The following is a 12449-nucleotide window of genomic DNA, read 5'->3' on the forward strand; positions in this document are numbered from 1 at the left end:
ACTTTGACTGACACCCGCCCTCCCGTTCTCGACGAAATCGACCGACAACTGATCGCGGCGCTGCAAATCAATGCACGGGAAAGCGTCGCCATGCTTGCCCGGCAGCTAGGCATCGCCCGCACGACCGTGACCTCACGGTTGGCGCGGCTGGAAAAAACCAAGGTGATCACTGGATACGGCGTGCGCCTGGGGCAGCGGGTGATAGACGGCGGTTTGCAGGCCTATGTCGGTATCAAGGTTCAACCGCGCTCCGGCAAGGACGTGCTGCGGCGCTTGAGCGCCATGGCCCAGGTCCAGCAGTTGTGCGCGGTCAGCGGTGAGTTCGACTATGTCGCCTGGCTGCGCACGGACTCGCCGGAGCAGCTGGACCAGTTGCTGGACCAGATCGGCAGCGTGGACGGTGTGGAGAAGACCACTACGTCGATCATCCTCAGCAGCAAGATCGATCGGGGCCAGCCCGTCTAAGCCCAGCAGGGAACAACGTCAGTTACTGTGTTTGATGGGCGAAGTTTTCGATCCTGACCTGCCCCTCCGGGAAGGTCGCGATAATCTCCAATTCCCCCCCCATGGCGCGGATGTAATTTCGTAGCGTACTGATGTACATGTCGGTACGGCGTTCCATTTTCGAGACTGCCGCCTGGTTGATATGCAGCGTCTTGGCCAAAGCATCCTGGCTCAGCTCCTGCGCCTGACGCAACTCGTGCAACGGCATTTCTGCACGCAGTTTCTGATACAGAGTCTCTGCACGAGCCCGGGAGTCAGGCGAACGACGTGCAATCAAGTCGGAAAATTTCTTAGCCATTGTCAAAGCCCTCTCTCTTCAATGCTTCCAGATGCTCGTCATAGAGACGTTCAGCCAAAGGCACACATTCCTGATACCAACGGTCCTGGCCGGTTTTGTCTCCCCCGATCAGCAGGATGGCGCAACGGCGTGGATCAAACGCATAGAGCACACGATAAGGCCTACCTGCGTGTTGTACTCGTAACTCACGAAGGTTGCCATGACGCGAGCCCTTGATATCACTGGTGTGAGGAAAACCCAGATGCGGCCCGGCATCGCCAAGCAGCATCACCGAGGCCTGCACTGAATCTTGCTCGGTCTCACTGAGACAGCTCCACCACATCTCAAATTCGTCGGTGTATTCAACGTCCCATTTCATTCAAATATGCCACCCAGGATATATAACCTCAAGGGAATAATCTTAGGAGATTCGGTGGTAGCTGCTCCTGTTGATCGCACAGACAATTGTTAAGGTAAGTTTCCGCGGGAGCGAGCGTGCTCGCGATGGCGCTGGTTCAGCCACATCTTCATGACTGACAGGCCGCTAGCGCGAGCAAGCTCGCTCCCACAGAGAACCTGTTTCGTCATTACGATTCATCAATACGTCAAAGCGACTGAAAACCGCTCAAAACGACGACATATTGTGTCTTATTAACGTGTTCCACCCTCCCTAGAATGGCTGGCATCTTTCCTATACTCAGACGCGAAGGCCGCGTCGAGTCGCCCATCAAGGTCAGCCATGAACAAGAACAATCGCCACCCAGCAGACGGTAAGAAACCCATCACCATTTTTGGCCCGGACTTTCCTTTCGCCTTTGACGACTGGATCGAGCATCCGGCTGGCCTGGGCAGAATTCCCCCCCACAACCACGGTACGGAAGTGGCGATTGTCGGTGCCGGGATCGCTGGTCTGGTGGCGGCTTACGAGCTGATGAAGCTCGGTCTCAAGCCCGTGGTCTACGAAGCGTCGAAGATGGGTGGGCGCCTGCGCTCACAGGCGTTCAACGGTGCCGAAGGGGTGATTGCCGAGCTGGGCGGCATGCGTTTTCCGGTGTCATCCACTGCGTTCTACCATTACGTCGACAAGTTGGGCCTGGAGACCAAACCGTTTCCCAACCCGTTGACCCCGGCGTCCGGCAGCACGGTCATCGACCTGGAAGGCCAGACCTATTACGCACAGAAGCTGGCGGATCTTCCAGCCCTGTTCCAGGAAGTTGCCGATGCCTGGGCCGATGCCCTGGAAGATGGTGCGCGCTTCGGCGATATCCAGCAGGCGATCCGCGACCGCGACGTGCCGCGCCTGAAGGAACTGTGGAATACCTTGGTACCCTTGTGGGATGACCGCACGTTCTACGACTTCGTCGCCACATCCAAGGCATTCGCCAAGCTCTCGTTCCAGCACCGCGAAGTGTTCGGCCAGGTCGGTTTCGGCACGGGCGGCTGGGATTCGGACTTCCCCAATTCGATGCTGGAAATCTTCCGCGTCGTGATGACCAACTGCGACGACCACCAGCATCTGGTAGTCGGTGGCGTCGAACAGGTGCCCCACGGTATCTGGAACCATGTGCCGGAACGCTGTGCACACTGGCCGGAAGGTACCAGCCTGAATTCTCTGCACCTGGGCGCCCCACGCAGCGGTGTGAAGCGCATTGCCCGCGCCACCGATGGACGTTTCAGCGTGACCGACGTCTGGGAAAACACCCGCGAATACGCCGCCGTGCTGGTCACCTGCCAGAGCTGGCTGCTGACCACCCAGATCGAATGCGAAGAGGCGCTGTTCTCGCAAAAAATGTGGATGGCCCTGGACCGCACCCGCTACATGCAATCGTCGAAGACGTTCGTGATGGTCGACCGGCCGTTCTGGAAGGACAAGGACCCGGAAACCGGCCGCGACCTGATGAGCATGACCCTGACCGACCGCCTGACCCGTGGCACCTATCTGTTCGACAACGGGGACGACAAGCCGGGGGTGATTTGCCTGTCGTATTCCTGGATGAGCGACGCGTTGAAAATGCTGCCCCATCCGGTGGAAAAACGCGTGAAGCTGGCCCTCGATGCCCTGAAGAAGATCTACCCCAAGGTGGACATCGCCGCGCGCATCATCGGCGACCCGATCACCGTGTCCTGGGAAGCCGACCCGCATTTCCTCGGCGCCTTCAAGGGCGCCCTGCCTGGCCACTATCGCTACAACCAGCGCATGTATGCGCATTTCATGCAGGACGACATGCCGGCCGAACAACGCGGGATCTTTATCGCCGGTGATGACGTCTCATGGACACCGGCCTGGGTCGAAGGCGCGGTACAGACCTCGCTCAATGCCGTGTGGGGGATCATGAAACACTTCGGCGGTGAAACTCACGCCGAGAACCCGGGTCCAGGCGATGTATTCCATGAGATCGGTCCGATCGCCCTGCCCGAATAAAAGGAGTTGTTGATGCGTGTAGCCCTCTATCAATGCCCACCGCTGCCACTGGATCCGGCCGGCAACCTGCAACGCCTGCATCAGGTGGCGCTGGAAGCCAGGGGCGCCGATATACTGGTGCTGCCGGAGATGTTCATGACCGGCTACAACATCGGCGTCGACGCGGTGAATGTATTGGCCGAGGTCTACAACGGCGAGTGGGCGCAACAGATCGCCCGCATTGCCAAGGCCGCCAGCCTGGCGATTGTCTATGGCTACCCTGAACGCGGCGAAGACGGCCAGATCTACAACGCGGTGCAACTGATCGACGCCCAAGGCGAACGACTGGCCAACTACCGCAAGAGCCACCTGTTCGGTGACCTCGATCACGCCATGTTCAGCGCCGGCGACTCGGCGCTGCCTATCGTCGAGCTCAACGGCTGGAAGCTCGGCCTGCTGATCTGCTATGACCTGGAGTTCCCGGAAAATGCCCGACGCCTGGCCCTGGCCGGTGCCGAGCTGATCCTGGTGCCAACCGCCAATATGCAACCCTACGAATTCATCGCCGACGTCACCGTGCGTGCCCGAGCCATCGAGAACCAGTGCTTCGTGGCGTACGCCAACTACTGCGGCCACGAAGGTGAATTGCAGTATTGCGGCCAAAGCAGCGTCGCCGCACCGAATGGCAGCCGCCCGGCGCTTGCCGGGCTGGATGAGGCCTTGATCGTCGCTGAACTGGACCGCCAACTGATGGAAGACTCCCGCGCCGCCTACAACTACCTGCACGATCGCCGCCCTGAGCTTTACGGCGAGCTGCACAAACATTGATAGAGGATTGAGAAAGGCCCCTGATCCGCTAGCATGAGCGCATCTTTGTCCTGGAAGCGCTCATGCCGGCCCCCGACTCCCTCCGCCCCCACATTGAAACCCTGGCCAATGGCTTGCGGGTGACGTTGCGTCATGACCCCGCCCTCAAGCGCAGCGCTGCGGTACTGCGAGTCGCAGCTGGCAGCCATGATGCGCCCCTGGCCTGGCCGGGATTGGCGCATTTGCTCGAGCATCTGTTCTTCCTCGGCACCGAGCGGTTTCCCGTCGGGGAGAACCTGATGGCCTACGTGCATCGCCACGGCGGTCAGCTCAATGCGCGCACCAGCGAACGCACCACGGATTTTTTCTTCGAATTGCCACCCGCAACCTTTGCCGACGGACTGGAACGACTGGGGGACATGCTCGCCCAGCCACGCCTGGACGAAGCCGATCAGTTGCGCGAACGAGAAGTGCTGCACGCAGAGTTCATTGCCTGGTCCCAGGATACGGCAGCCCAGCGACAGCTCGCCCTGCATGACGGCGTGTCGGCGACCCATCCGCTGCGGGGGTTCCATGCCGGCAATCGCGACAGTCTCGCGGTGGCGCAAGCCGAATTCCAAACGGCATTGCATGATTTCTACCGCAGCTTTTACCGCAGTGGCCAGATGACCCTGAGCCTGGCCGGCCCGCAAAGCATCGACGCCTTGAAAGCCTTGGCGGAACAGTTCGACAGCCACATACCTGCCGGCGAAGCGGTTGCCAGGCCAGCACCGCCAAAGCTTATGGCGTCGTCCCAGACGAGTTATCAACTGGCCCGCGAAGGTTGTCTTGACCTGCTGTTCGCCTGCGAAGATTTGCCCGGCGCCTCGCCTCAAGCCTTGGATTTTCTCTGTACGTCACTGAACTCCAGCAAACCGGGAGGCCTGCTCGACACATTGCGTCAGCGCAACCTGGCTGACAGCCTCAAGGCCAACGCGTTGTATGAATTTGCCGGGCAAGCGCTGCTGCACATTGAAATCAAGCACGACAACGCTCAAGCAGCGGCGCAAATCCGGCCGTTGTTGCACGACTGGCTGGGGTTCTTTGCCGCCCAGGACGACTGGGCGCCGTTGCGCCAGGAGTTCACCGCACTGCTGCTGCGTCGCCAGGAAACAGGATCAGCCTTGCAGTTGGCCCGCTGGGACTGCGAAGGGCGTGACGGGCCGCTGCTGGCAAACGACCTCGTGAGGCTCAGGGAAATCCTCAAGCAACTGCCCCCCGCCGATCAGGTCACGCAGCAATGGCAACTGCCCGCGCCCAACCCGTTCCTACACACCCCAAGCCAAGCACCTCGCGCCGGGCTGATACGCGGCCAGACCAGCGCCCATCGCGGCTTGCGAACTTTTGCCCAGGACCGCTCCCGAGGCCGACGGGAACGCTCGCCCATGCAGTTCAGCCAGGCGCTGCCGGATAACGGTCGTGAAGGCGCGGTGTACCTGCGCTGGCAACTGACGACCCAGGCACCGCTCGATTTTCAAGCCAGGCTCGACCGACACCTGCAGGACGTGCGTGAGGATGCTGGCCAGGCCGGTGTGGACGTCAGCTTCGAGTCCTGCGCCAATCAATGGCTACTGAAACTGGTCGGCTTGCAGACTCCGATACCGTTGGTGCTTGAACACGTTCTGACGAAGCTCGCGCAACCGCTACCAATGGCCCTGGCCGCTCATGAGCCCCCGCCGATACCGATTCGACATTTGTTGAAGGCATTGCCGAATCACTGCCGGCGCAACCGGCAATCGCCAGCGCTGCCATTGCCCGACAGCGATCAAAGTGTGTGGACAACAGCCCGATGGGATGGGCTGTCTATCGGTCTGTCGGCGGCCACCCAAGGGGCATTGGGCCCCGCATTGGCCAGGGTGCCGGGCATCGCGGGCGAGGAAATCAGCCTGGCGACGGAATCTCGCGGGCAACGCATCTGGAATACGCTCAAGACTCACGGGGAAGAACCGGCCGTGCTGCTGTTTTGCCCGACGCCCACCCCGGCGCTGGCCGACGAAGCCGCCTGGCGGTGGCTGGCACAGCTGTGTCAGACGCCGTTCTACCAGCGCCTGCGAGTCGAGTTGCAGTTGGGCTATGCGGTGTTCAGCGGGCTGAAGCAGATCGACGGGCAAACCGGGATGTTATTCGGCGTCCAATCACCCAACCTCTCGGCGACGCAACTGAGTGCCCACATCGAGCAATTCCTGGCTGGGTTACCGGCGCTGATCCAGCAGCTCGACGATTCATCCCTGGCCCGCCAGCGGCAAGCGCTTGCCGCCCAACTCCAGAGTACCGCCCTGCCCTTCGCCCAGGCCGCCGAACTGCTCTGGCAAGGCAAGCTGACAGGCCGCCCGTCGGATTATCTCGAGCAACTGTCCAATGCCATCGTGAGCCTGGATCGCGCCCAGCTAAAGGCAGCCGCCCAGTGTCTGATCGATGCGCAAGGAGGATGGTGCTGCCTGAGCAACGGAGCCTGCCCGGGGGAAGGTTGGCAATCGGCGCAGTGATCATTGCAGCCGCGGTAATGAGCTTTCTTTGAGAATCGCGGCGAACGAATATGTCAGATTTAGTAACATAGGCGCCTAAGCATCTGAACATCTCCGAACGGAGGTGGACTATATGTATAGGTCTCACCCGTTCCATCTAACGAAAGCAGCCCAACCAAAGGAGTATTTCCATGTCCTGGTCCAAACCCGCATATATCGACCTGCGTATCGGTTTCGAAGTCACCATGTACTTCGCCAGCCGTTGAATGCTGCAGGCGCTTAAGCACGCAGCACTACGCCTCGGTCAGCCGAGGCGTTTTTATTTCGGTTTGCAGATGGAGCAGCCATGTTCGTCCAGATTCTAGGTTCTGCCGCCGGTGGCGGTTTCCCCCAGTGGAACTGCAACTGCGCCAATTGCGCAGGTTTTCGCAACGGCAGCCTACGGGCCCAGGCGCGCACCCAATCGTCCATAGCCCTTTCCGATGACGGCGTGAACTGGGTGCTGTGCAACGCCTCTCCGGACATTCGCGCCCAGCTCCAGGGCTTCGCCCCGATGCAGCCAGGCCGGGCGCTGCGCGACACCGGCATTGGCGCCATCATCCTGATGGACAGTCAGATCGACCACACCACCGGCCTGCTCAGCCTGCGTGAAGGCTGCCCACATCAAGTCTGGTGCACCGACATGGTCCATGAGGACCTGAGCACCGGCTTCCCGCTGTTCAACATGCTGACCCACTGGAACGGTGGGTTGAGCTGGAATCGCATCGAGCTCGACCAGAGCTTCACCATCCCGGCCTGTCCGAACCTGCGTTTCACGCCGTTACCATTACGCAGCGCCGCCCCACCCTATTCACCGCATCGTTTCGATCCGCACCCGGGCGACAACATCGGCCTGATCGTCGAAGACCTGCGCACCGGCGGCAAGCTGTTCTATGCCCCGGGCCTGGGCAAGGTCGACGGACAGTTGCTGGAGATTATGGCCGGCAGCGATTGCCTGTTGGTGGACGGCACGATGTGGGACGACGATGAAATGCAGCGCCGTGGCGTCGGCACGCGCACCGGTCGGGAAATGGGCCATCTGGCACAAAACGGTCCCGGCGGGATGCTGGAAGTGCTGGAGCAACTGCCCGAACAGCGCAAGGTCCTTATCCATATCAACAACACCAACCCGATTCTGGATGAAGACTCACCCGAGCGGGCTGAGCTTGTACGCCGAAAGATTGAAGTGGCTTACGACGGAATGAGTATTGAGTTGTAGGAAAGGCGGAACCAATGTGGGGGTGAGCTTGCGGTGTGCCAGTCAAGATTGACGCTGGCTGACAGAACGCTATCGCGAGCAGGCTCGCTCCCACAGTAGTCCGAGTCGTACTGGATATCTGACTCACAGCAAAACCAGTGTGGGAGCGAGCTTGCTCGCGATGGGGCCAACCCTGACGCCACAGAACCCACGGGCATTTCCCGGAGACCGAAATGACTGACACCCCCCTGTCCCCCACCGAGTTCGAAGCGGCCCTGCGCGCCAAGGGCGCGTATTACCACATCCATCACCCGTATCACGTGGCGATGTATGAAGGCCGCGCCACTCGCGAGCAGATCCAGGGTTGGGTCGCCAACCGGTTTTACTATCAGGTGAACATCCCACTCAAGGATGCCGCGATCCTGGCCAACTGCCCGGATCGGGAGATCCGTCGCGAGTGGATCCAGCGCCTGCTCGACCATGACGGCGCGCCCGGCGAGGACGGTGGTATCGAAGCCTGGCTGCGGCTGGGCCAGGCGGTGGGCCTGGATCCCGATCAGCTGCGTTCCCAGGAACTGGTGCTCCCGGGTGTGCGTTTCGCGGTGGATGCTTATGTCAACTTCGCCCGCCGGGCCTGTTGGCAGGAAGCCGCCAGCAGCTCGCTGACCGAACTGTTCGCCCCGCAGATCCACCAGTCGCGCCTCGACACTTGGCCGCAGCACTACCCGTGGATCGACCCGACCGGCTACCAATACTTTCGCACTCGTCTGAGCCAGGCCCGGCGCGATGTGGAACATGGCCTGGCGATTACCTTGCAGCACTACACCACCCGCGCAGGGCAGGAGCGCATGCTGGAGATTCTCCAGTTCAAACTGGACATCCTTTGGAGCATGCTCGACGCCATGAGCATGGCCTACGAATTGAACCGTCCGCCCTACCACAGCGTGACCGCGCAACGGGTGTGGCACAAAGGGATCGCCTTATGAGTTTCGACCGCAGTAAAACCCCGCGCTGGCGCCCCGGCTATCGCTTCCAGTACGAACCGGCACAGAAGGGCCACGTGCTGCTCTATCCTGAAGGCATGATCAAGCTGAATGACAGCGCGTCGCTGATCGGCGGTCTGATCGACGGCGAACGGGATGTCGCGGCCATCATCGACGAGTTGGCCAAGCAGTTCCCGGACGTGCCGGAACTCGGTGACGACATCGAGCAATTCATGGAGGTCGCCCGTGCACAGCACTGGATCGAACTTGCCTGAGACCACCGGGCTGCCACCCAAGCCTGAAGTCGGCCTGCCGCTGTGGCTGCTGGCGGAGCTGACCTATCGGTGCCCGCTGCAATGCCCGTATTGCTCCAACCCGTTGGATTTTGCCGAGCAAGGCAAGGAGCTGAGCACCGAGCAGTGGTTCAAGGTCTTTCGCGAGGCCCGAGAGATGGGCGCCGCGCAATTGGGCTTTTCCGGCGGTGAGCCGCTGGTGCGCCAGGACCTGGCCGAACTGATTGGCGAGGCGCGCAGGCTGGGTTTCTATACCAACCTGATCACCTCCGGCATCGGTTTGACCGAACAGAAAATCAGCGACTTCAAAAAGGCCGGCCTGGACCATATCCAGATCAGCTTCCAGGCCAGCGACGAGCAGGTGAACAACCTCTTGGCCGGCTCGAAGAAAGCCTTCGCGCAAAAGCTGGAAATGGCCCGGGCGGTGAAGGCTCACGGTTATCCGATGGTGCTGAACTTCGTGACCCATCGGCACAACATCGACAAGATCGACCGCATCATCGAGCTGTGCATCGCCCTGGAAGCCGACTTCGTCGAGCTCGCCACCTGCCAGTTCTACGGCTGGGCACAGCTCAACCGCGTCGGCCTGCTGCCCACGCGGGAGCAATTGGTACGGGCCGAGCGCGTCACCAACGAATACCGCGCCAAGCTGGAAGCTGAAGGTAATCCGTGCAAGCTGATCTTCGTCACGCCGGACTACTATGAAGAACGCCCCAAGGGCTGCATGAACGGCTGGGGCAGCATTTTCCTCACCGTCACGCCGGACGGCACGGCATTGCCCTGTCACGGCGCCCGACAGCTGCCGGTGCAGTTTCCCAACGTGCGCGACCACAGCATGCAGCACATCTGGTACGACTCGTTCGGCTTCAACCGTTTCCGCGGTTATGACTGGATGCCCGAACCGTGTCGCTCTTGCGACGAAAAAGAAAAGGACTTCGGCGGCTGTCGCTGCCAGGCGTTCATGCTGACGGGGGACGCGAGCAACGCCGACCCGGTGTGCAGCAAGTCCGAACACCACGGAGTGATCCTTAAGGCGCGCGAAGACGCCGAGCACGCTACGCAAACCATTGAGCAACTGGCCTTCCGCAATGAACGAAACTCGCGCCTCATCGCCAAAGGCTGACCCTTTCAGCGCCGCCCAGGCCGTGGCCGCCGGCACCGACTTCGCCGAACTGCAGGTCGGGCCCCTCGGCTTGTTCTGGAATGAATACCGTCCCGAAGACGGCGCCTGCCGGATCTGGCATTGGCAAGATGCCAAGGCCCGCCGCCTGACACCGGACGGGTTCAGCGTACGCAGCCGGGTCTATGAATACGGCGGTGGATCGTTCTGCCTGAGCCATGACGGTGTGTTGTTCATCAATGAAGCCGACCAGCAGCTGTACCACCAATCCCTGAATGACGAGCAGCCTGTGGCGCTGACCTCGGGTGACTGCCGCTATGGGGATCTTGGCTTCGCCGACGGCCAGGTATTGGCGGTGGAAGAACAGGCCAACCAGCATCGCCTGGTGTCGATCGGGTTGGCGGATCATCAGCGACATCTGCTGGCAGAAGGCGCGGATTTCTATGCATCGCCGACCGTGAGCCCGGACGGCCGGCGGCTCGCCTGGGTTGAATGGAGCCGCCCGCACCAACCCTGGACAGCAACGCGGTTGATGCTGGCCGAGCGCACTGCCCAGGGTTGGGGTGAGCCGCGCTGTGTGGCGGGCAACGATGACGAGGAGTCCATCCAGCAGCCGCGCTTCGACGCGTCCAGTCGCCTTTACTGCCTGACTGATCGCGGTGGTTACTGGCAACCCTGGATGGAATCGCCTCAAGGCCTGCAAGCACTGCCCTCCGCCCAAGCCGATCACGCCCCGGCGCCATGGCAACTGGGTGGCTGTACCTGGCTGCCGCTGGACGAACACACCTACCTGGCGAGTTGGACCGACGCGGGTTTCGGACGTCTGGGCCTGTGCCACAGCGACGATGCCGATGAGGACTTCACCGGCACCTACACCCGCTTTCGCAGCCTGGCGCTGGATGAACGGTTCATCTACGCCGTTGCCGCCTCACCGACCAGCCCATCGGCGATCATCAGCATTGAGCGCCATAACCACGCAGTGGCAGTGCTGGCCGGCGGCGTCGCGCCGTTGCCCATCGAACAGATCAGCCCCCCTCGAACCCTGCGCTATCCATCCGCGTCGGGTGACGCCCACGGGTTCTTTTACCCGGCCATGAATGCACCCGCGAAGCCACCATTGGTCGTGTTCATTCACGGCGGCCCCACCTCGGCCTGTTATCCGCTGTTCGATCCGCGTATCCAGTATTGGACCCAACGTGGCTTTGCCGTCGCCGACCTCAACCACCGTGGCAGCAGCGGCTATGGCCGGGCGTATCGACAGGCGTTGCATTTGAATTGGGGCGTGGTAGATGTCGAGGACGCTTGCGCGGTGGTCGCATATCTCGACGGACAAGGCCTGATCGACGGTCGTCGCGCATTCATTCGGGGCGGCAGTGCCGGTGGCTACACGACCCTTTGCGCCTTGGCGTTCCACGATGTGTTCCGCGCCGGCGCAAGCCTCTATGGTGTCAGCGACCCTGTCGCCCTGGGGCGTGCCACGCACAAGTTCGAAGGGGATTACCTGGATTGGCTGATCGGCGACCCACAACAGGACGCCGAACGCTACCGCGCGCGTACGCCGCTGCTGCATGCCGATCGAATCCGCGTACCAGTGATCTTTTTCCAGGGCGAGCTGGATGCCGTAGTCGTGCCGCAGCAGACCCGCGATATGGTCAGTGCGTTACAGGCGAACGGCGTTACGGTCGAGGCGCATTACTATCCCGATGAGCGTCACGGCTTTCGCAAGGCTGCGAACCAGGCGCATGCGCTGGAGCATGAATGGTTGTTCTATCGCAGGGTGATGGATAGCCCCACATAGGGGAAATGCAAAATCAATGTGGGAGCGAGCCTGCTCGCGATAGCAATGGTTCAGTCAACATCTCCGAGACTGATAAACCGATATCGCGAGCAGGCTCGCTCCCACAGGTTTCCAACCAGCCTATTAATCATGCCGGTTCAGCGCTTGGCGATGATGTACACCGCATGCACGATGCCGGGGATGTAACCCAACAGGGTCAGCAGGATATTCAGCCAGAAGGCCCCGCCAAAACCGACCTGCAGGAAAACCCCCAGTGGCGGCAGCAGGATGGCGATAATGATTCGAATGATATCCATGGATAACTCCTGATTGGCGATGGCTACGTTGCCACATAGCTCATTGACCCACGACCGCTCGTCAGGGTTCAGTGAAAAACAACCAGGATGGGTGGCCGAACGGCCAAATCCGATAACGACAAAAAACGCAGGCAAAAGAAAACCCCGCCGAAGCGGGGCTTTGCAGACTGTTTCCCTGACATCCCTTTCACTCCGCCTTCCTGGCAGAATCCTACGTGTCCGTGTTGTT

General features: G+C 61.0%; 13 protein-coding genes. 10 read left to right on the forward strand and 3 right to left on the reverse strand.

From position 1 onward, the window contains the following. Positions 1-3: 3 nt before the first annotated feature. Positions 4-465 carry an Lrp/AsnC family transcriptional regulator gene (locus PBDP_RS27175; protein ID WP_018607342.1) on the forward strand — a complete coding sequence of 154 codons (462 nt, stop codon included), beginning with the start codon at positions 4-6 and terminating at the stop codon, positions 463-465. A 22-nt stretch (positions 466-487) separates the two neighbouring features. Here the strand turns inward: PBDP_RS27175 and PBDP_RS27180 are convergent, their stop codons facing one another. Both PBDP_RS27180 and PBDP_RS27185 read right to left on the reverse strand, forming a co-directional pair. Continuing rightward, positions 488-802, reverse strand: a complete 315-nt coding sequence (locus tag PBDP_RS27180) for an XRE family transcriptional regulator (protein ID WP_109754986.1) — start codon at positions 800-802, stop codon at positions 488-490. Further along, positions 795-1160 (reverse strand): type II toxin-antitoxin system RelE/ParE family toxin, encoded by a 366-nt coding sequence (locus PBDP_RS27185; protein ID WP_109754987.1) that lies wholly within the window; start codon positions 1158-1160, stop codon positions 795-797. The genes PBDP_RS27180 and PBDP_RS27185 overlap by 8 nt, the downstream gene beginning before the upstream one ends. A 360-nt stretch (positions 1161-1520) precedes the next feature. Here PBDP_RS27185 and PBDP_RS27190 point away from each other — a divergent pair, with 360 nt between their 5' ends. The 9 genes from PBDP_RS27190 to PBDP_RS27230 all read left to right on the forward strand — a co-directional run bounded on the left by PBDP_RS27190 (position 1521) and on the right by PBDP_RS27230 (position 11924). Next, on the forward strand, positions 1521-3203 hold the full coding sequence (locus PBDP_RS27190) for a flavin monoamine oxidase family protein (RefSeq protein WP_212801543.1): 1683 nt from the start codon (positions 1521-1523) through the stop codon (positions 3201-3203). 12 nt (positions 3204-3215) lie between these two features. After that, positions 3216-4010 (forward strand): carbon-nitrogen hydrolase family protein, encoded by a 795-nt coding sequence (locus PBDP_RS27195; protein ID WP_109754989.1) that lies wholly within the window; start codon positions 3216-3218, stop codon positions 4008-4010. Positions 4011-4072: 62 nt separating this feature from the next. Next, entirely contained in the window at positions 4073-6514 is a 2442-nt protein-coding gene (gene pqqF / locus PBDP_RS27200) for a pyrroloquinoline quinone biosynthesis protein PqqF (RefSeq protein WP_212801544.1), read from the forward strand. Between the two features lie 170 nt (positions 6515-6684). Next, on the forward strand, positions 6685-6759 hold the full coding sequence (pqqA, locus tag PBDP_RS27205) for a pyrroloquinoline quinone precursor peptide PqqA (protein ID WP_003177660.1): 75 nt from the start codon (positions 6685-6687) through the stop codon (positions 6757-6759). An 80-nt stretch (positions 6760-6839) separates the two neighbouring features. Then, positions 6840-7751, forward strand: coding sequence for a pyrroloquinoline quinone biosynthesis protein PqqB (pqqB, locus tag PBDP_RS27210; protein WP_212801545.1), 912 nt, complete (start codon positions 6840-6842; stop codon positions 7749-7751). A 212-nt stretch (positions 7752-7963) separates the two neighbouring features. Next, a complete protein-coding gene (gene pqqC, locus PBDP_RS27215) occupies positions 7964-8716 on the forward strand; it encodes a pyrroloquinoline-quinone synthase PqqC (protein WP_116833607.1) in 753 nt (250 codons plus the stop codon). After that, on the forward strand, positions 8713-8988 hold the full coding sequence (gene pqqD / locus PBDP_RS27220; RefSeq protein WP_109754993.1) for a pyrroloquinoline quinone biosynthesis peptide chaperone PqqD: 276 nt from the start codon (positions 8713-8715) through the stop codon (positions 8986-8988). The genes pqqC and pqqD overlap by 4 nt, the downstream gene beginning before the upstream one ends. Further along, positions 8960-10129, forward strand: a complete 1170-nt coding sequence (gene pqqE / locus PBDP_RS27225) for a pyrroloquinoline quinone biosynthesis protein PqqE (protein ID WP_109754994.1) — start codon at positions 8960-8962, stop codon at positions 10127-10129. The genes pqqD and pqqE overlap by 29 nt, the downstream gene beginning before the upstream one ends. Next, complete coding sequence (locus PBDP_RS27230) at positions 10095-11924, forward strand: S9 family peptidase (protein ID WP_212801546.1); 1830 nt, start codon at positions 10095-10097, stop codon at positions 11922-11924. Before pqqE ends, PBDP_RS27230 begins: the two co-directional genes overlap by 35 nt. Positions 11925-12061: 137 nt before the next feature. Here the strand turns inward: PBDP_RS27230 and PBDP_RS27235 are convergent, their stop codons facing one another. Then, positions 12062-12220, reverse strand: a complete 159-nt coding sequence (locus tag PBDP_RS27235) for a YqaE/Pmp3 family membrane protein (RefSeq protein WP_038436734.1) — start codon at positions 12218-12220, stop codon at positions 12062-12064. Positions 12221-12449 lie beyond the last annotated feature (229 nt).

The organism is Pseudomonas sp. St290, from assembly GCF_018325805.1.
GTDB classification, from domain to species: domain Bacteria; phylum Pseudomonadota; class Gammaproteobacteria; order Pseudomonadales; family Pseudomonadaceae; genus Aquipseudomonas; species Aquipseudomonas bijieensis.

Coding starts and splice junctions, on each gene's coding strand:
- PBDP_RS27180 (WP_109754986.1), bottom strand. CDS start 802: ATGGCTAAGAAATTTTCCGACTTGATTGCACGTCGTTCGCCTGACTCC.
- PBDP_RS27185 (WP_109754987.1), bottom strand. CDS start 1,160: ATGAAATGGGACGTTGAATACACCGACGAATTTGAGATGTGGTGGAGC.
- PBDP_RS27190 (WP_212801543.1), top strand. CDS start 1,521: ATGAACAAGAACAATCGCCACCCAGCAGACGGTAAGAAACCCATCACC.
- PBDP_RS27195 (WP_109754989.1), top strand. CDS start 3,216: ATGCGTGTAGCCCTCTATCAATGCCCACCGCTGCCACTGGATCCGGCC.
- pqqF (WP_212801544.1), top strand. CDS start 4,073: ATGCCGGCCCCCGACTCCCTCCGCCCCCACATTGAAACCCTGGCCAAT.
- pqqB (WP_212801545.1), top strand. CDS start 6,840: ATGTTCGTCCAGATTCTAGGTTCTGCCGCCGGTGGCGGTTTCCCCCAG.
- pqqC (WP_116833607.1), top strand. CDS start 7,964: ATGACTGACACCCCCCTGTCCCCCACCGAGTTCGAAGCGGCCCTGCGC.
- pqqD (WP_109754993.1), top strand. CDS start 8,713: ATGAGTTTCGACCGCAGTAAAACCCCGCGCTGGCGCCCCGGCTATCGC.
- PBDP_RS27230 (WP_212801546.1), top strand. CDS start 10,095: ATGAACGAAACTCGCGCCTCATCGCCAAAGGCTGACCCTTTCAGCGCC.
- PBDP_RS27235 (WP_038436734.1), bottom strand. CDS start 12,220: ATGGATATCATTCGAATCATTATCGCCATCCTGCTGCCGCCACTGGGG.